Here is a 17,811-nt window from a genome sequence, read left to right as displayed (position 1 = left end):
TTTTCCTGCGCCCTGGCATTTCAGTCAAATAATTATCAATGTCAATGGGCGTGGGCAGCAGTATCCGACGGGTTCTATTCCGTCGTTAAAGTCTCCCACTGGTTTAAATGTGCGTTCCGCCTCATAAGGGCGGCATGTTCCTGCGGTCGCGCGCCATGGTGTCAGCGCCCGCATGGTAGGGGGTCTTATGCGGCTTTTCAATCTTTTCTTGCGTCGTGCGGGTGTGCGTCAGGCTTCGGTGCCGGTGCGCAAGCCGGTGTCTCGTTTAACCGTCGTGTGTCCGCGCGCCGAGCTGGCTCAGGTGCGCAAACAAATCTATCTTGATTTTGGCGCTGCGGGGCTAAAGGTGGCGGGCATGCAGGTCGATCATGGCAGCCAGTCCGACATGGCCACCGCCTGCATCACGGTTAATTGTCCGCCCGAGCTGCGTAATGTATTAATGGACCGAGCGCGTCACTTGCGCTCAAACCCTTCGGTTCGCGGCTTGCAATGGGGTGACCACCGTCATATTGCTTTAAACTAGGGGGCAGTGCCTATCGGCTCACCTAGTTTCGAATCTGGATCGTCCATGGATCTCGGCTGGCTCATACCCTGGGAATTCTCCCCAGCCCTTATCGTTGCATTTGTTGTCTCTGGCGCGTTGTTCATTCGCGGAACCCGGGTACATCGGGTTTCCGCCCCACGCCAGTTGCTTTTCTGGTGCGGCTTCATCCTTCTGTACTTGTCGCTGCACACCCGCATCGACTACTACGCAGAACGCCTTTTTTTCGCTCACCGCCTGCAGCATCTGGTCTTGCATCATCTTGGCCCGCTTCTAATCATGGGCGCGTATGCCGGCCAGGTCATGCGTGCGGGCTTGCCCATGCGCGCGCGCATCCGGCTGCGCGATTTTCGCCGTACCCGGGCCGGGCGCGTGGCCAAGGCTGTGTTGACCAATAAGTACTGGGTGCCGTTCCTGTTTGTCTTCCTGGTCGTGGTCTGGCTGATCCCCAGCGTGCAGTTTTACTCCATGCTCGATTGGCGCCTGTACCGATTCATGAATTGGTCGGTGGTCATCAGCGGGTTCATGTACTGGAACCTTATTCTCGATCGCCGGCCCAGCCCGCCGGCAGTCCTGTCGCCGGGTGGGCGAATTTTGTCGCCGGTCATTACCATGGTGCCCCAAATGATCGTCGGCGCCATCATCACCTTCACCGAATACGATCTGTACCCTGTGTTCGACCTTTGCGGGCGAGCTATTCCGGGCATGTCGGCGGTTACCGATCAGGCCATCGGCGGCCTTACCATGTGGGTGCTTGCCGGTTTCATCGAAGTCTTCGGCCTGTTGTTTGCCCTGGCCACACTCATGCGCCTGTCCGGTAAAAACAGGCTGCCCGATAAAAACAGGGCGCGTCCGGCAAAGCGGCCTGGGCCGGCAGCGCTCGGGGCATGAGGGTGGGCCTGCGGTTGGCATTGCGGGTTTGGCAGCGCGTAAGCGTGCCGTTGGGCGGCGTGCTGTTGGCCGGCTGCATGGGCGCAGCGCAGGCCCAACCTGCCGGCTTGCCGAGCATGGGGTCGGCCTCGGCGGTCGAGCTTCCGCCCATGCTGGAACAAACTCTGGGCGACGCCATTATGGAGCAAGGGCGTCGCGATCCCACCTATATCAACGATCCCGATGTCAGCCAGTATCTGGCCGGTCTGGGCAGAAAGCTGGTGGCGGGTTCCGCCAACCCGGCCCAAGGCATCCAGGTATTCGCCATCCGTGATCCTCAAATCAACGCGTTTGCATTGCCGGGTGGTTATGTAGGCATTCATAGCGGCCTGGTGGTTTCATCCGACAACGAGTCGCAGCTGGCCTCTGTGGTGGCGCACGAAATCGGCCACGTGTTACAGCGGCACGTGGCGCGTGGCATGACACAGCAATCGCAATCCAGTCATCTGATGATGGCCTCGGTGGCGGGGGCCCTGTTGGCCGCCCTGGCCGGAAGCGGTGACCTGGCGATGGGCGTTGCCGCGTTCGGACAAGCTGCGGCCGTTGATCGGCAGTTGGGGTTTTCGCGCCAGGCTGAACAAGAGGCCGATCGCATCGGCCTCGAAATGCTGCGCAAAGGCGGGTACGACCCCGACGGCATGGCACAGATGTTCGGCCGGCTCATGAATGCATCGCGGCTGAACGAAGGTATGGGTGGGGGGTCGTATGCCAGTACTCATCCACTTTCCATTCAGCGTATGTCCGACATACAAAACCGCGTCCGTGAAGCGCCTGCTTCCCAGCATCACGACAGCAACAGCTACTGGTATGTGCGCGCCAAACTGCGTGTGCTGCAAGAGCGCAGCTCATCGCAGCGCGACGCCGAGGCGGCGCTTCGGCGCGAAGCCGACACGCATTCCGGAGTGCGCCGATCGGCCGCCTGGTACGGCCTGGCCTTTGCCGCCTGGCGTCAGGACAAACTGCAGGAAACCGCCGACGCCTTGGGTCGGGCCCGCGAGGGCGGCATGAATTCCGCCGAAATCGCGGGTTTGTCGGTGGCCTTGGCCCTTAAGCAAGGCAGGCACCCCGAAGCCCTGGATCAGGCTGAAGCCGCGTCATCCCGTTGGCCACAGAGCCTGGGCGTGGCGCTGGCCAAGGTCAATGCCTTGAGCCAATCGGGTCAAGACGAGCGCGCCGTTCAGTTTTTGAACGGCCTTATCGGTAAATGGCCCGACGAACCCTCACTGTACCAACTACGAGCTCAATCCTATGATCGGTTGGGCAAGGGGGTCGACGCCCGGCGTTCCATGGCTGTGTATTACGAAAAGATCGGTGCCTTACCCACTGCGGTCGAGCATTTGCAACAGGCCAGAGCCATGTCCAACGACTTCTACGTTCAGTCTCAGGTCGACGTCGAGATACGAAGGCTGCAAGAAAAGGTGCGCTCTGACCGCGCCCTGCTCGAACGATTCAAATAGTTTTTTTGCGCCCTTTTTTGGGGCTTACTGCAGCGTCTCAAAATACTGTGCCACGCGCTGAGGCAGCCAGTTCAGGTGGCCGGGAAACGCGCCGGTAACGAACCCCATGTGGCCGCCTTCGGCGGGCTGATGCAGCAGTACGGTATCTGAGCATTCATGCGAATCGGGCAGCGACGGTGCCGGCACGAAAGGGTCGTTTCGGGCGTTCATGACCAAAGTGGGCAAGGTAAGCTTGCTTAGCCAGGGCTTGCTCGAAGCACGCGTCCAGTAATCGAGCGCGTTCTTGAAACCATGCATGGGTGCCGTGTATATATCGTCGAACTCACGCAGGGTACGCGACTGGCTGAATTTCAGTACATCGATATTGCCCGGAAAGCGTTTTGCCTTGTCTAGCACCTTGCGTTTCATGGTGCGCAAAAAATAGGGGCCGTACAGCCGGCGCCCGACGAAAGTGTCAGAAAGTGCAGCGCCGCAGGCGACCAGATCGAGCGGAACCGACACCGCGGCTGCGGCCTGCAGGCGGCCTGCCACTTCGGGACGTTCGCCCAGGCACTTGAGCATGGCGTTACCGCCCAGCGAAACACCCACCGCATGCCATTTTGCCTGAGGCAGACGGGCGTGTACGGTATCGAACATGAAATGGATGTCATCGGAGTCGCCCGAGTAATACGCGCGCGCCATCCGATTGGCAAAGCCCGAGCAGCCGCGCAAATGGGCAATAACCACTACCCACCCGCGGGCGCGAAAGTGCTGGGCAATGGCCTGCGCGTAATGGCTGTTGCTGCCGCCCTCGAGCCCGTGGAACAGAACCAGGGCGGGCGTGTCGGGCGATACCGGCAGCGAAGCCCAGTCGCTTTTTTGCATCCAGCGGCGGGCGGCGGTAAGGGCAAGCCTTGGGTCAGGCTTGACCAGCAGGTTCTGGGCGGTTTTGTTGGGAAACAGCCCGGGGCCGACCCAGTCAAAATCAATAAAGTCGCCATCTGGTGTGTCGACGCGGTCGCGCACGAACGAGATGTGATGATACCGGGCCACCAGCGCACCATGTATGGTTTGCAAGTGGCCATTGGGCAGCCAGAAAGGTTGCGGGCAAGGAGAGGAATCGATCCGTGCGGTCACGAGCCGGCCGGTACTTGATTAACGTTCGTCTTGAAGTTGGTAGACGGCGCTGCAATAAGGGCAGGCGGCCGTGCCCGACTGGGCCAGCTCGATGTAGACGCGCGGGTGCATGGACCACAGCGGCGCTTTGGGCCCAGGGCAATACACGGGAAGGTCCTCGGCGGTGACCAGGATAGGTTGCGTGTTGTTGGGGGTGCTCGGTTCTGCGCTCATGGCGTGTCCTGCAGAGATGGTTTCAAAGTGGAAAGCTGGCGCATGAAGCGCAGTAAGCATCAGACCTTGGTCAGCCAGTGGTGATACTTGGGATTGCGTCCATTGACGACGTCGAAGAACGCTTTTTGCAGTTTTTCGGTGATGGGGCCTCGCGCGCCCTGACCAATACGGCGATTGTCGATTTCGCGTATGGGCGTTACCTCGGCCGCGGTGCCGGTAAAAAACGCTTCGTCTGCAATGTACAGGTCGTCGCGGGTAAGGCGGCGGGTATGCACGCTAAGCCCCAGGTCGGCGGCAATGGCATGAACCGAGTCGCGCGTAATGCCTGTGAGGGCCGAGGCAATTTCAGGCTCGTACAGTACGCCGTCTTTGACAATAAAGATATTTTCGCCCGAACCCTCGGCGACAAACCCGTCGGTGTCGAGCAAAATGGCTTCGTCGTAGCCGTGCTCGATGGCTTCGGTGTTGGCCAGAATGGAGTTGGCGTACGTGCTGGCCACTTTGGCGCGCGGCATGGTCACGTTGACGTGCTGCCGGGCGTACGAAGAAATCTTGACGCGTATGCCTTGTGCCAGGGCTTCTTCGCCCAGGTAGGCGCCCCAGGGCCAGGCGGCAATCGCCACGTGCACCTTGGCGCCCTTGGGCGAGACCCCCATTTTTTCAGAGCCGTAAAAAAGCAGGGGGCGTATGTAGCATGATTCGAGTTGATTGCGGCGTACCACTTCAAGCGTGGCCTGCATGATGGTTTCGCGATCAAATGGAACCTGCATTTGGTAGATGTGCGCCGAATTGAACAGACGGTCGGTGTGTTCACGCAGGCGAAATACGGCGGTGCCGATTTCGGTGTTGTAAGCGCGCTCGCCCTCGAAGACGGCCAGACCGTAGTGCAGCGAATGGGTCAGGACGTGGGTGGTGGCGTCGCGCCACGGCACCATTTCGCCGTCATACCAGATAAAGCCGTCACGATCGGACATCGACATAATGCTCTCCATGAAAAGAGGCGTCATTGTACCAAGGGGCGGTCGCATTTTCGTATATGATTGCCGATTATTCCCGGCTATAGTGGCTGGGGCTGCAGTTTATTGAACAGAAGGTTTTTGTCGGTGGCGCATTCCAGAAGCAGCATTTCGTGGCCGGACGCGCGGGCACGCCGCAGCTTTGCTGCGGGCTTCAATGAGGCTGCGTCAGCCATGGTGGCCTTGTGCATCTGGGCCTTTGTCACGGGCTTTGCCATGGTCAGCTATGGGCTTACCGAAGGCATGGCTGTGCTGATGTCGCTTCTGGTTTATGCCGGCTCGGCCCAATTAACTGCCTTACCCCTGATTATGGCGGGTGCGCCGTTGTGGCTGATATTTGCCGCCGGCTTCGTGGTCAATATCCGTTTCATTATCTTCGGTGCGGCACTGCAGCCCTACTTTCGCAAGTATTCGTGGCTTCAGCGACTAGGGCTCGGGTATTGGCTAAGCGACCTGGTCTTCGTCTTTTTCATGACCCGCTACGGCGATGCGCGTCGCAAGGGCACGCGTGGTCAGTTGTGGTACTACCTGGGTATCATCGTGCCGGGCTGGTTTGCCTGGCAGACGTTTTCATTGTTGGGGATTTTTGCCGGTGCGTTCGTTCCCCCGTCGTGGTCGCTTGAGTTTGCGGCCACCCTTGCGTTAATGGGCCTCGCTATTCCATTGGTCAAGAACACGCCCATGATGCTTACGGTTCTGGTGACCGGCGCGGTGGCGTGGGTGGGCCAGGCGTTACCCCTGCGGCTGGGGCTGGTGGTCGCCATTGTGGCTGGTGTTGCGGCCGGGGTTCTTGCCGAGCTGGCCCGCAAAAAGAAAAAGGAGCGCACAGCATGAGCGACACCGCGTACATGCTTGCGGCCATTGTGCTGCTTACCTTGTGCTGCATCCTGACCAGGGCCGGCTACTTTTTGTTCGGAGACCGCCTGCCGCTGACCGATTCGGTGCGTCGAGCCTTGCGTTACGCGCCGGTAGCGGCATTAACGGCTATTGTGGTGCCCGATCTGCTGCCCTGGGAGGCCGGAGCATCGGCCTTCGTTGACGTAAAAATGTTGGCGGCAATCGCAGCGGCACTGATTTACTGGCGTACGCGCAGCACCATTGGCGTCATTGTGGGCGGCATGGCTGCCTATTGGGCGATTGACTGGCTGCGCTCGTTACTGGCCTGACTTCGTTGACATTACACGACACTTGTGCAGTATAAAACCCGGTTTACAGGTCTTGGGCTGAGGGCTGCGCTAAAATAACGGGGTAACCAAAGCCGGACAGGGCATTTGCTCGTACCGGCATCTTCCATTTAAATGACAGAAAACTCTTCCTCCGAAACACCCACGTTCGCCGACTTCGGTCTGCATCCCAACATATTGCAGGCGATTGCCGCAACCGGATACACCACACCCACGCCCATCCAGAGCCAGGCTATTCCTGTGGTTATGGACGGTCGCGACGTCATGGGCGCGGCCCAGACCGGAACAGGCAAAACAGCCGCCTTTACGTTGCCCATTTTGCATCGCCTGATGGCGTTTGCCAATACCAGCGCATCGCCCGCGCGCCATCCGGTGCGGGCGCTTATTCTTGCTCCCACACGCGAGCTGGCGGTTCAAGTCGCCGACAACGTGGCCAAGTACTGCGAGGGCTCGCCTTTGCGTTCGGCCGTGGTGTATGGCGGGGTCGACATAGCCCCGCAGCGCGATGCACTGCGGCGCGGTTGCGAAATACTTATCGCCACGCCGGGTCGCTTGCTGGATCACGTCGAGCAGCGCAACGTAAACCTTGGCCAAGTGGGCATTTTTGTTCTGGACGAAGCCGACCGTATGCTCGACATGGGGTTTTTGCCCGATCTCGAACGTATTGTGCGCCTGTTGCCGGTAAAGCGGCAGACCCTGCTGTTTTCTGCGACGTTCAGCAGCGATATTCGCAAACTGGCCCGAGCCAGTTTGAATTTGCCGGTCGAAATTGAAGTGGCAGCCCGCAACGCCACCGCTGATACCGTCAGCCAAATTGCGTATCAGCTTTCAGGTGACGACAAACGGGCGGCCGTGGTGCATCTGGTCAAGTCACGTGGTTTCAATCAGGTGATTGTCTTTTCCAACACCAAAATCGGCACCAGCCGGCTTGCCCGCCAGTTAGAGCGCGATGGCGTCAAGGCAGAGTCAATACACGGCGATAAAAGCCAGCTCGACCGCATGAAGGCGCTTGACGCCTTCAAGGCGGGTGAACTCGAGGTGCTGGTGGCAACCGACGTTGCCGCGCGCGGCCTCGATGTGGCCGGAGTGCCTTGCGTCATCAACTACGATCTGCCCTACAACGCCGAAGATTACGTTCACCGTATTGGGCGTACCGGCCGAGCGGGTGCCAAGGGTGAAGCCATTGCCCTGTTTTCGCCCGACGAAGAACGTTACTTGCTCGACATCGAAAAACTCATCAAGGTCAAGATTCCGCGCGGTACGCTTAACTTGCCTCCACGCAGTCGCAACACCGACCGCTCACGCAGCGGCTATGCCTCGGGGGGGGCCTCGCGCAAGCCGGTCGACGACTTTTTTTCTCGCCCCTACGTGCCGGCACCCGGCGCCGCCAGGTCAGCCGCCGATCCATCGCGAGGTGCAGCGGCTTCTGCAGCGTTGTCTAAAAAATCGGTGGGCGTGCTGTTGGGCGGGCACTAAGCTGCGGGGGCACCCTGATGCATCAGGCCGGGTCAAAGCCGGTTTGATACCGCCCCCAGTGCCTTGTCTTATGTGGTTTATAACGATTGCAATAACGGGCGCAGCGCAGGCGGACCTTCGCCGTGGGCTACCGATGCAAGGTCGTCTAATCGCTCAAGCAGTTTTTGCAAATGGCCGATATAGGGCAGTTGCGTGCCGAAGAACAGGTTTTTTCCACCCCTTTGCAAGAGCAGGGTGGGGAAGTTTTCGACGTCTTCGTCGCCCAGCAGCTCGGGCTGGTCTTCGATGTCAACCCAAATAAATACATGTTGCGGATAGCGTTCGGCCAGTTCGGTGAGGTCGCGGCGGTATTGGCCGCAGGTGTCGCACCACTGCGCGCAATAGCAGACCACGAGCAGGTCGTCGTTACCGGCCAGACGTGCGTTAAGTGGGTCCAGATCGTGTTGCGGATCGTAAATAGCCATAAAGACAAACTGATTGGTGTTTGATTATGATAGCCGGGTGTGGATTGCAAAGCATCATTGATCATGGATTATGACATTACCGTTCGTTCTTCTCAGGTAACCGGGCTCTCGGCGGTGTGGCTGGCGTTCAAGCGCGCGCTGGTTTCGCAGTGTCATCCCAAGATGCTACTGACCCTGCTGCTGCCGTTCTTCATTGCCTTGTTGGGCGCCATTGTGCTGCTTTGGGCATTCTGGACACCGCTGACCAACTGGCTTGATGCCAATGCGCTTAATTGGACATACCTGAATGAGCTCGATCAGTGGCTGCTGGCCATCGGGCTTTTTTCAATCAAGCTGTATTTAGTGCCGTTGCTGGCAGTCGCCATTTTGCTGCCGCTGTCGGGCATATTGGGTCTGGTTATTGCGGCGATTTTTGTGATGCCCATTGTCCTGCGCCACCTTGAAAAGCGCGAGTATCGCGGCTTGGTGCGCCATGGCCAGTTTTCTACTAGCTATGGCATGTGGAACGCCATTTGGGTGGGCATATTGTTTTCAGTGGGTTGGTTGCTGACCATGCCCTTGTGGCTGATCCCCCCTTTGCCGGTGGTGCTGCCCATTGTCTGGTGGGCGTTTGCCTTTACCCGCATGTTAAGGGTCGACGCCGTGATCGAACACGCCAACGCCCATGAGCGCAAGCTGATCTGGCGGCGTCATAATCGGCAGTACTGGCTGATGGGTTTCGTGCTGGCGCTTATTAACCTGTTTCCACCCGCATGGCTGGTGCTGCCGGTGTTTTCTTCTTTGGTGTTTGCGCACTACAGTCTCGAGGCCCTGCGGCAGTTGCGGCACGAAACCGCGCTGCAGGCCGCCCGCAACGCCGTTCAATAACCGGAGCCCTCCACAATGTCTCGCAATAGTTCAAGCCAAGTGCGTTTAATTATTATCGGCGACGAGATTCTTTCGGGTCGGCGCCAAGACAAGCACATGCCCAAGCTTATCGAGCTGCTGTCTCAGCGGGGTATGCAGCTGGCCCGGGCAGAGTTTATTTCCGACGACCGCGACGAAATCTCCGCCACCCTGGAGCGCAGCTTTGCAAGCGACGATATTGTGTTTTGTTGTGGCGGCATTGGTGCCACCCCCGATGACCAGACCCGCCAGGCCGCCGCGCAAGCGCTGAATGTACCGTTAGTTCTGCACCCCGAGGCCGAACGCTTGATCGCCGAGCGCTGCGCCGAGATGGCTCAGCAGGGTGTGGGCAGCGCTGACATGAGCACGCCCGAGAACCAGCAACGTCTGAATATGGGCAAGTTTCCGCAAGGCGCACAAATCGTGCCCAATCCGTACAACAAGATTCCCGGTTTTTTTATTCACGACCACACCTTCATGCCGGGGTTTCCGGTTATTGCCTGGCCCATGATGGAGTGGTCGCTCGACACCCGCTATGCGGCGTTTCATCATCAAATCACCCGGGTCGAACACTCGTTCCTGGCGTTCAATCTGCCCGAGTCACGCATTACCCCGGCGCTTGAACAGCTCGAACGCCAATGGCCGGGCATCAAGGCTTTCAGTCTGCCCAGCATGGGGGCAGGGCGTCCGCATATCGATCTGGGCGTCAAGGGCGAGCCCGAAGCCGCCGCCCAGGCCCTGGCCTTTCTTCGGGCCGAGGTTGAGCGGGCCGGCGGCAGCCTGACGCCACCCCAGTAAGCCGCGCTAAATGGGGTGTGCTGCGCAAGCGGCTCCGTCTGCTCAAGTCGCGCATTGCGCGAGGTATGAAAAATAGCGTTCGGGTAACGAATAATGCTTGCCAAGCAGCGCATTTTTTTCATAATATGGGATTGTTGCAATGCGTCAATTATCCGGACATGCCCCGAACAGCTCCAACTACCGATATCGCCGAGCCGCGCACCGGCGACTCCCACATCGCCATCCAGGTGCTTGAGCGAGCCATGTCGCTGCTCGACGTCCTGGCCAAGCAGTCAGAGCCTGTCGCCTTGAAAAATCTGTCAGCGGCAACTGGCCTGCACGCCTCGACCGCTCATCGGATCTTGAACGATCTGGTAGTGGGTCGCTATGTCGAGCGCGTCGACAGCGGTCTGTATCAGTTGGGCATGCGCTTGCTTGAACTGGGCTCTTTGGTAAAGGGCCGCCTGAATGTGCGTGAAGTGGCGATTGAGTACATGCGAGAACTGCATGCGCTTACTGGTCAGACCATTAACCTTGCGGTTCAGCAGGGCGACGAAATCGTATATATCGAGCGGGCCTGGAGCGAGCGTTCGGGCATGCAGGTGGTACGAGCCATCGGCGGAAGGGCGCCTTTGCATCTTACTTCCACCGGAAAGCTGTTCTTGTCTGTGAGCGAACCGCGTCAGGTCAAGGCCTACATCATGCGCACCGGCCTGGCAGGTACTACGCGCAATAGCCTGACCAAAGCCGATCAACTCGAGCGCGACCTGGCTTTGGTGCGCCGCCATGGCTATTCGCGTGACAACGAAGAGCTTGAGCTGGGCGTGCGCTGCATAGCGGCTGGGGTTTACGACGACACCGGCCGCCTGCAGGCGGGGCTTTCCATTTCGGCCCCGGCAGACCGGCTTCGTGACGAATGGATCGCATTGCTGCAAGACACAGCCGGCCGTATTTCTGAAGCCATGGGCTACGAGAGCAAGGTGATAAGAGGGTCGTCAGGACGGACCCCGGCGAACACATGAATTATTTGTTGCGTCGCAACAAAATGCTTGACGCCGGGCTGAAAACCCGTAGAATAATAATTGTGCGATGCAACATCCTTTGATGTTCAAACGCTTTAGCCTACTACGAGGAACCGTCATGAGTGCTATCCCCCAACAAATTTTTGCTACACAGAAGGCCTCGCTGGACAACCTGCTGGCTGTACAAGGTGCGTTTTTCGACGGATTCGAAAAGCTCGTCGACTTGAATCTCAAGGTCATGAAGGCGACGCTGGACGAAGCCGCCCAAAAATCGCAAGAAGCCATCGAAGTCAAAGACGCCCAGGAAGCCGTGGCTTTCTCGTCGGCACTGGTGCAGCCCAGCGCTGAAAAGTCGCTGGCTTACGGCAAACATATTTACGACATCGTTTCGGCGGTGCAAGGCAACATCAGCCGCCTGACCGAAGAGCAAGTGGCTCAGGCTCAGCGGCAGTTTTCCGATGCCGTCGATCAGTACTCGAAAACCGCGCCCACCGGCTCGGAAAGCGCCATCGCCCTGATGAAGTCGACCCTGGCGTCGGTGAACAACGCTTACGAATCGGTCAGCAAGGCTGCCAAGCAGGCCAGCGAAACTGCCGAGTCCAACATCAATGCCGCAACCAGCGCCACGCTGCAAGCCGCTTCGTCGGCTGCTGAAACTGCCGCGCGCGCTCGCCGCACCACGGCCTGATCGTCGGCGGCAGGCATCGGTAGCCAGGCTGCCAGTGCAGCAATAGCCCTTGCCGGTTGGCTGCTTCGGTTGAGGCGTTCCGGCAAAAGGTTTGCTCAAAAGACAATAAGAACCCCGGTGAAACCACAAGTTTCGCTGGGGTTTTTATTGTGTGCGTCTTGCCCTTGGCTGATACCGATTACATCGCGCCTTTCAGTGCCTGCACGCATTCCTTGATAAGGATCGGGCCGCGATAAATCAGGCCGGTATATAGCTGGACGGCATTTGCGCCGGCCGCGATTTTTTCTTGTGCCTGCTTCGCTTCGTGTATGCCGCCCACGCCGATAATGGCCGGCCCGGCTCCCAGGCGTTGGCGTAAACGTTCAATAACGGCGAGTGATAGGGCATGCACGGGGGGGCCCGACAACCCTCCGGCCTGGCCGGCATGCGGATGACCGTCGACGGCAGTGCGCGTAATGGTGGTGTTGGTGGCAATAATGCCCTCGATTCCAAACTGGGGCAGCGTGTCGGCAATGATGTCGATCTGTTCTGTGGCCAGGTCGGGAGCGATTTTTACCGCGAGAGGCACATGGCGCTGATGCCGGTCGGCCAGCTCCTTGCACTTTTCCTGAAGGGGGCGCAGCAGGTCGGAAAGCTCGTCCTTACCCTGAAGACTACGTAGGTTCTGGGTGTTGGGAGACGAAATGTTAACTGTGACGTAATCGGCGTGGGGGTATACACCCTCGAGGCCCAGCAAGTAGTCGTCAACGGCGCGCTCAATGGGGGTGTCGGCATTTTTGCCGATGTTCAACCCCAGCACTCCGCTCTTGCTGCGCCAGGTGCTTTTTTGCACGTTTTGCACAAACCGCTCAAGCCCGTCATTATTAAAGCCCATGCGATTGATCAGTGCATGGGCTTCCGGCAAGCGGTACATGCGGGGCTTTGGGTTGCCCGGCTGGGCGCGGGGCGTCACTGTGCCCACTTCGATGAACCCGAAGCCAAGCTGGCCCAGAGCGTCGATGTGGGCGCCGTTTTTGTCCAGACCGGCCGCCAACCCGACTGGGTTGCGTAGTGTCAGGCCCATCAACTGCGTGGGCAGATAAGGGCGGCTGGACAGCAAATGCCGAGTCAGGCTGCAGTCGTAGGCACGTTGCAAAGAGGAAAGCGTTAACTCGTGAGCGGTTTCGGCGTCCAGGGAAAAAAGCGCGGGACGCGCCAGCGGATAGGAACTGAATAACAGGGACATCGATTTATAAAGAAGAGATCCAATGGCCGTTGCGCAGGATTTCGCAAGGCTGATAATTGGTTTTGTATGCCATTTTACGGCTTTCGCTGATCCAATACCCCAGATACAGCCATTCAAGCCCCATGGCCCGGCAGCGATCAATCTGCCACAGCACGCCGTAAGTGCCCAAACTGCCCGCCGCCTGGGGGTCAAAATAGGTGTACACCGCCGAAAGCCCGGTATCAAGAATATCGATGATCGACACCATCTGTAGCACGTCGGCTTCATCACGAAACTCGACCAGGGTCGTGTCGACCCGGCTCGTCAGCAAAAATTGCGCATACTGGGTTTGGTCGCCATCATCCATGCCCGCGCCCGCGTGGCGTGTGGACACGTAGCGGCGATAAAGTTCGAAGTGTTCGGGGTGGAACTTTAAAGGCGCATTGGCCGCACGCAAGTGCTGGTGGCGACGCCAGATTCTTTTTTGTGTGCGACTAGGCTCGAAGCGCTCGACATGGATACGGATTGGCAAGCAGGCCTGACAGGCCTCGCAATGGGGACGGTAGGTAAACAGGCCGCTGCGCCGAAACCCTTGCTCGACCAACTTGGAGTATGTGGGGGCGTCGATCAGGTGGGTGGGTGCCGCCACCTGCGAGCGCGCTTCCCGGCCTTCGAGATAGCTGCACGGGTAGGCCGCGGTAGAGTAAAACTGCAGGGTCCTGAGAATGGGCTCGGTGGGGTGGCTCATGGCAGCGCTTGGCAAGGCAGGGCTGCATTCATTATGGCGTCATTGTGGGCAGTGGTGCAAGTTGGCCGGTCGACAGCAGTCGTCCGGCGGGCCACTGCGCGGTCGGGTGTCGGCGTGCCTCGGCCAACAAAGACAGGAAATCATCTCGAGCAATCGGCCGCGCACCCAGGCTGGCAAGGTGCGCGGTTTGTTGCTGGCAGTCGATCTGGCATATGCCCTGCTGCTTCAAGAATCGCACCAAATACACCAGGGCCAGTTTGGATGCATCACTGCTGCGCGCAAACATCGATTCGCCGAAAAAGAAGCGACCGATACTGACCCCATACAGCCCACCCATCAGTTCGCCGTTAATCCAGGTTTCCACACTGTGTACATGACCTGCCTTGTGCCAAGCGTGGTAGGCCGAGCGGATCTGTGGCGATATCCATGTGCCGGCTTGAGGTTCACGAGGCTCGGCACAGGCCCGAATGACCTGGGTAAAAGCCGTATTCAGCCGGATCTGCACCGGCGCCCTGGGGTTGTCGTCGTCGCGCGCCAACTGGCGCAGCCTTTTACTCAGCGATCGCGAAACTCGCAATTCGTCGCAAAACAGCACCATGCGCGGGTCGGGACACCACCACAATATTGGATCGCCCTCGTTGAACCAAGGGAATATGCCTTGCGAGTAGGCCAGGGTAAGGCGTGCTATCGACAAGTCTCCGCCGACGGCCAGCAAGCCTTCAGCCAATGCCTTGCTGGGGTGCGGAAACGGTGAGAGGTCGTCTATCCAGGCCAGGGAGGTCACAGGTTTGCGCGATCGGGTATGGGTAGGGGTATATCGTAATGATGCATGGGAAACACCCCCTTCTTGACGTCGGCCACATAATGCTCGAGCGTCGTGATGACGGTGCGAAACGCCAGCTCGGACCAAGGGATTTCATCAAGCGCAAAAAAACGCGCCTCAAGGCTTTCGGGGCCGGGGAAAAGGCTGTCGGTCAATGCCCTGGCCATGTAGAAGAAATGCACCTGTTCGGCGTGCGGCACATCAATAATGGTATAGAGCGGGCCTAGTTCGATCTGCGCGCCGGCTTCTTCTTGCGTTTCGCGCATGGCGCCTTGCGCAGTGGTTTCGCCCAGCTCCATGAAGCCGGCGGGCAAGGTCCATTTGTCGTAGCGAGGCTCTATGGCGCGTCGGCACAGCAGCACGGTGTCTTGCCAGACGGCCAGCACACCGACGACATTGCGCGGGTTTTGATAATGGATGGCGCCGCAGCTTTCGCATACGGCGCGCATGCGGTTGTCGTCGGGCGGAACCCGCAGGGTGATGGGGGCGCTGCACTGACTGCAGAACTTTTGGGTGCGGGGCGCGGGAAAATAAAACGCAGGGGCGGGGGTCGTCATGGCCTTATTCTATATTTATTTGGTGTTGCGTGGCACCGGCCCGCAGGCGCCCCCACTCTGCTTTTTCACAGGTCACCTAAGGGTGGGGGCAGCGCACGAAACCCATCGCTGTTGCAAGCTTGTCGGACGCGCAATAATAAAGTGGAACGTCGGTAGTGTGGGTCTGCCCGCCGGGGGCGGAGACTGTAAACCTGACACGTGTTATGGCTTCCGGTGTCGCGGGGTGGGTTCTTGGCACGACTTTGCCAGGCGACACATATTGTTCAAGCACGTCGGGCAGCGGCCTGCCGTCGGCGGTGTGCAAAGCGTCGAACACCGCCGGTGTGTCTCGTCCCGACACCAACCCCGCGCCGTGCTCGGTCATGGCATATAACCGCCCACTGTCGTCTATCCACCAGCTTTTGGTTTCCGTTACCGCCAGGTCGTTGTGGGTGCGCAAACTCGGCTCAGTGCTGTCGGTATGCAGCACAAAAGGTGCGACATCAAGCCGTACATAAACGCGCTGAGGACCATTCTGAAAGAACCAGCGCCCTTGCTCGTCGCAGGTGAAGTTGCGCCCGATAAAACTGAGTATCTGCGGGCTTTCGATGGATTCGCCTTGGGTGAGCGGTTCTGGGCACGGCAGGCCCGGATGCCAGGCGTCGGCAAGCGGATGCAGACGCCAGCGGCCCTGCTCTGAAAGCGACATCCAGCCGTACACGTGAGGTACGTGGGGCCAACGCGCCATGGCAGCCAGAACGTTAGTGTCCATATGTGCTTTGTAAATTTTACCTGTATTGAGGAATGATAGCGCCAATAGAAAGCCGAAGGGCGCAGTTTCTGGCATTAGTTGACATAATATGGTAAACTTTCAGTTGTTGCCGGGCGCGCGTTGCGCCTTGCGTCATGCATACAAGGAGAGCGTTCTACATGTCGAAAAAGCCGACACAGAAAAAACCCCCTTTTGTGATTGAACCCCTTAACTGGGTGGCCCCCGAGGCCAAGCGCGAGCAAGAGCAAAACCGCCGCGACGAAGAGCAGCCATCCGGCGCACGAAACGACGACAAGAACTAAACGGTCGTCATGTAAAAACCCCTGGTTCGAATCGTTTTTACTCGGTTCGAACCAGGGGTTTTTATTTGCCTGTAAACAGGCTCGGGATCATTTTTTGGTTTTTTTGGTGCTGATCGAGACCGGGTCGCTGGCGGGAAATGTTTCATCCAGACCTTCGTCCAGTAACTCTTCTTGCGATGGCTGTTTCTTTTTAGTCAGGTCCAGTTTTTCCGTGGTCTCCGGGTGATCGTCCCTGGTAGGAAAGGGCGTTGAATCATCACGTTTGGGTTCCGAAGTATTCATGCTGCGGCTCCTGTCTGATCGTTAAGTGAAGGGCCAAGCACCGAGCGGCTTGGCGGGGGCTGCTATTAGTGTAGCCCTGCCTTGCCGCTGGTGTCCCCTACGACTGAATGCAATGCCGCCTGGGCGGCTCAGACGGCTTAACGGGGTGCGCCCATGGGAGCGCGGGCAGGCTCGTCACGAGGACGTTCGTAGGCCGGCATTTTCTTCAGCTGGTCTTTCGTGTAGCCACGAATAGTCAGCTTGTCACCGGTTGTGTTGATTTCGTTGAACGGGATGGCAACCAGGTGTTCGCCCACGCCAACAAAACCGCCTACACCCAGTAGGACGTGTGTGGCCTTGCCGTCGGAAGAAAGAACGATGTCTTTGACATCGCCTATTTTCTCATCGTTTTCGTTATAGACTGCTTTTCCTTTCAGGTTTTCAAAGCTTTCGCCACCCGTAGCGCTGGGCATTGAGCTGCCGGCCGCTGTTCCGGCGGTAGTGGGGCTGCTCGAGGTGGCAGCGCTACGATCGCCGCTGTCCATTTTGACACCGCCGGCAGCGCCGGCTGTAGCGCCGCTGCTGGTGGCTGCACCACTAGCGGCACCACTGCCGGTGGAACCGGCTGCGCTGCTAGAAGTATTGTTTTTGCCGCCCATGTTGGGCGCGCCATCTTTGCCCATATCGGTTTGAGTACCCGACTGCGGCGAAGTCGTGCCTTCGGTGGCACTGCCCGTTTGCGCGTAAGCAATGGGAGCCATGGCAAAAGGCATGCTGCATAGAACAATAGCCAGCTTTTTCTTCATAGTCATAGCGTTCTCCTATTCAATAGACCGAAGAAGGTCACTGGCGTCACAGCAAGAACCATGCCGTTCGCGGCATGGTTCACCCAAAAATCGATATCGCTGGTACGCTGTTAAGGCGGGCACGAAACTTGCACAAACTTTGCTGTAGAAACAACCGGTCCGCGCGGTTGGTTTTAATTTATTCATAACGCAAAGAAGGAACCTGCCATGCTTTATACGATCGCAATCATTCTGGTGGTGCTTTGGCTATTGGGGTTGGTCACGTCGTACACAATCGGAGGCTTTATACATGTTCTGATTGTCATTGCCATTGTCATGGTGCTGATCCGCCTGATTACTGGGCGCGCGCCGTAATGCTCTGTCGTGCATTTACTGCGTCACACCCTCCAGCCTAACAGGGTAGTGTGGGCCGTAAGCAGCTAGTGCGGCCGACCGTGCCAGTCGAGCGGGTGCCGTCAACGTGCTTGTTGTTGCGTTGCACGGTACCCGCTTCGACGTAAAAGGCGTACGAAGGCGTTGGGTATGGAAAATCCGGTTTCGATTCCGTGGGTCGTTAACGAGCCGGTGTTGCTGTTGCAACTGACCGACCT

Annotated in this window: 23 protein-coding genes; 12 read left to right on the top strand and 11 right to left on the bottom strand. The window is 58.5% G+C overall.

Annotation, left to right across the window (positions count from 1 at the left end; genetic code table 11):
- Positions 1-187 precede the first annotated feature (187 nt).
- Genes VL003_RS03905 through VL003_RS03895 form a run of 3 tightly spaced genes read left to right on the top strand, consistent with a single transcriptional unit; the run spans position 188 to position 2,928 of the window.
- Positions 188-523: a hypothetical protein gene (locus VL003_RS03905; protein ID WP_325439767.1), complete on the top strand. Its 336-nt coding sequence runs from the start codon at positions 188-190 to the stop codon at positions 521-523.
- A gap of 45 nt (positions 524-568) precedes the next feature.
- Positions 569-1,432, top strand: a complete 864-nt coding sequence (locus tag VL003_RS03900; protein WP_325439765.1) for a cytochrome c oxidase assembly protein — start codon at positions 569-571, stop codon at positions 1,430-1,432.
- Entirely contained in the window at positions 1,429-2,928 is a 1,500-nt protein-coding gene (locus VL003_RS03895; RefSeq protein ID WP_325439763.1) for a M48 family metalloprotease, read from the top strand. The genes VL003_RS03900 and VL003_RS03895 overlap by 4 nt, the downstream gene beginning before the upstream one ends.
- A gap of 24 nt (positions 2,929-2,952) precedes the next feature.
- Here the strand turns inward: VL003_RS03895 and VL003_RS03890 are convergent, their stop codons facing one another.
- Genes VL003_RS03890 through VL003_RS03880 form a run of 3 tightly spaced genes read right to left on the bottom strand, consistent with a single transcriptional unit; the run spans position 2,953 to position 5,237 of the window.
- Positions 2,953-4,044 carry a YheT family hydrolase gene (locus VL003_RS03890; protein WP_325439761.1) on the bottom strand — a complete coding sequence of 364 codons (1,092 nt, stop codon included), beginning with the start codon at positions 4,042-4,044 and terminating at the stop codon, positions 2,953-2,955.
- A gap of 18 nt (positions 4,045-4,062) precedes the next feature.
- Positions 4,063-4,257, bottom strand: a complete 195-nt coding sequence (locus VL003_RS03885) for a zinc-finger domain-containing protein (RefSeq protein WP_325439759.1) — start codon at positions 4,255-4,257, stop codon at positions 4,063-4,065.
- 59 nt (positions 4,258-4,316) lie between these two features.
- A complete protein-coding gene (locus VL003_RS03880) occupies positions 4,317-5,237 on the bottom strand; it encodes a branched-chain amino acid transaminase (RefSeq protein WP_325439757.1) in 921 nt (306 codons plus the stop codon).
- Between the two features lie 123 nt (positions 5,238-5,360).
- Here VL003_RS03880 and VL003_RS03875 point away from each other — a divergent pair, with 123 nt between their 5' ends.
- The 3 genes from VL003_RS03875 (at position 5,361) to VL003_RS03865 (ending at position 7,933) form a co-directional block, all read left to right on the top strand.
- Positions 5,361-6,107, top strand: a complete 747-nt coding sequence (locus VL003_RS03875) for an AzlC family ABC transporter permease (RefSeq protein WP_414708232.1) — start codon at positions 5,361-5,363, stop codon at positions 6,105-6,107.
- Positions 6,104-6,439, top strand: coding sequence for an AzlD domain-containing protein (locus tag VL003_RS03870; RefSeq protein ID WP_325439755.1), 336 nt, complete (start codon positions 6,104-6,106; stop codon positions 6,437-6,439). Before VL003_RS03875 ends, VL003_RS03870 begins: the two co-directional genes overlap by 4 nt.
- 132 nt (positions 6,440-6,571) lie before the next feature.
- Positions 6,572-7,933 carry a DEAD/DEAH box helicase gene (locus VL003_RS03865; RefSeq protein ID WP_325439753.1) on the top strand — a complete coding sequence of 454 codons (1,362 nt, stop codon included), beginning with the start codon at positions 6,572-6,574 and terminating at the stop codon, positions 7,931-7,933.
- A gap of 77 nt (positions 7,934-8,010) precedes the next feature.
- On the opposite strand, the gene VL003_RS03860 is transcribed toward VL003_RS03865, so the two are convergent.
- Positions 8,011-8,397: a thioredoxin family protein gene (locus VL003_RS03860; protein WP_325439751.1), complete on the bottom strand. Its 387-nt coding sequence runs from the start codon at positions 8,395-8,397 to the stop codon at positions 8,011-8,013.
- 63 nt (positions 8,398-8,460) lie between these two features.
- On the opposite strand from VL003_RS03860, the gene VL003_RS03855 reads away from it, so the two are divergent.
- The 4 genes from VL003_RS03855 to phaP all read left to right on the top strand — a co-directional run bounded on the left by VL003_RS03855 (position 8,461) and on the right by phaP (position 11,769).
- Positions 8,461-9,264: an EI24 domain-containing protein gene (locus tag VL003_RS03855; protein WP_325439750.1), complete on the top strand. Its 804-nt coding sequence runs from the start codon at positions 8,461-8,463 to the stop codon at positions 9,262-9,264.
- A gap of 15 nt (positions 9,265-9,279) precedes the next feature.
- Positions 9,280-10,080, top strand: a complete 801-nt coding sequence (locus tag VL003_RS03850; RefSeq protein WP_325439748.1) for a competence/damage-inducible protein A — start codon at positions 9,280-9,282, stop codon at positions 10,078-10,080.
- 158 nt (positions 10,081-10,238) lie between these two features.
- A complete protein-coding gene (locus VL003_RS03845; protein ID WP_325439746.1) occupies positions 10,239-11,081 on the top strand; it encodes an IclR family transcriptional regulator in 843 nt (280 codons plus the stop codon).
- Positions 11,082-11,199: 118 nt separating this feature from the next.
- The gene (phaP, locus tag VL003_RS03840) at positions 11,200-11,769 is read left to right on the top strand and encodes a TIGR01841 family phasin (protein ID WP_325439744.1); all 570 of its coding nucleotides are present in this window, start codon (positions 11,200-11,202) and stop codon (positions 11,767-11,769) included.
- Between the two features lie 178 nt (positions 11,770-11,947).
- Here phaP and VL003_RS03835 read toward each other — a convergent pair whose 3' ends face one another.
- From VL003_RS03835 to VL003_RS03815, 5 genes are all read right to left on the bottom strand, one after another.
- Positions 11,948-12,994 (bottom strand): quinone-dependent dihydroorotate dehydrogenase, encoded by a 1,047-nt coding sequence (locus VL003_RS03835; protein WP_325439742.1) that lies wholly within the window; start codon positions 12,992-12,994, stop codon positions 11,948-11,950.
- A gap of 4 nt (positions 12,995-12,998) precedes the next feature.
- On the bottom strand, positions 12,999-13,721 hold the full coding sequence (locus tag VL003_RS03830) for an arginyltransferase (protein ID WP_325439740.1): 723 nt from the start codon (positions 13,719-13,721) through the stop codon (positions 12,999-13,001).
- Positions 13,722-13,752: 31 nt separating this feature from the next.
- Entirely contained in the window at positions 13,753-14,505 is a 753-nt protein-coding gene (gene aat / locus VL003_RS03825) for a leucyl/phenylalanyl-tRNA--protein transferase (RefSeq protein ID WP_325439738.1), read from the bottom strand.
- Positions 14,502-15,101, bottom strand: coding sequence for an NUDIX hydrolase (locus VL003_RS03820; RefSeq protein ID WP_325439736.1), 600 nt, complete (start codon positions 15,099-15,101; stop codon positions 14,502-14,504). The genes aat and VL003_RS03820 overlap by 4 nt, the downstream gene beginning before the upstream one ends.
- A gap of 76 nt (positions 15,102-15,177) precedes the next feature.
- Positions 15,178-15,852: a DUF2946 family protein gene (locus VL003_RS03815; protein WP_325439734.1), complete on the bottom strand. Its 675-nt coding sequence runs from the start codon at positions 15,850-15,852 to the stop codon at positions 15,178-15,180.
- Positions 15,853-16,010: 158 nt separating this feature from the next.
- Here VL003_RS03815 and VL003_RS03810 point away from each other — a divergent pair, with 158 nt between their 5' ends.
- A complete protein-coding gene (locus VL003_RS03810; protein ID WP_325439732.1) occupies positions 16,011-16,154 on the top strand; it encodes a hypothetical protein in 144 nt (47 codons plus the stop codon).
- A gap of 87 nt (positions 16,155-16,241) precedes the next feature.
- Here VL003_RS03810 and VL003_RS03805 read toward each other — a convergent pair whose 3' ends face one another.
- Positions 16,242-16,436: a hypothetical protein gene (locus VL003_RS03805; RefSeq protein WP_325439730.1), complete on the bottom strand. Its 195-nt coding sequence runs from the start codon at positions 16,434-16,436 to the stop codon at positions 16,242-16,244.
- 137 nt (positions 16,437-16,573) lie between these two features.
- Positions 16,574-17,227, bottom strand: coding sequence for a PRC-barrel domain-containing protein (locus VL003_RS03800; protein ID WP_325439729.1), 654 nt, complete (start codon positions 17,225-17,227; stop codon positions 16,574-16,576).
- A gap of 201 nt (positions 17,228-17,428) precedes the next feature.
- On the opposite strand from VL003_RS03800, the gene VL003_RS03795 reads away from it, so the two are divergent.
- A complete protein-coding gene (locus tag VL003_RS03795; RefSeq protein ID WP_325439728.1) occupies positions 17,429-17,575 on the top strand; it encodes a lmo0937 family membrane protein in 147 nt (48 codons plus the stop codon).
- The last annotated feature ends 236 nt before the right edge of the window (positions 17,576-17,811 follow it).

Source organism: Pusillimonas sp. (assembly GCF_035515275.1).
Taxonomy (GTDB): domain Bacteria; phylum Pseudomonadota; class Gammaproteobacteria; order Burkholderiales; family Burkholderiaceae_B; genus Pusillimonas.
This window is presented reverse-complemented; position numbering and strand designations above follow the sequence as displayed.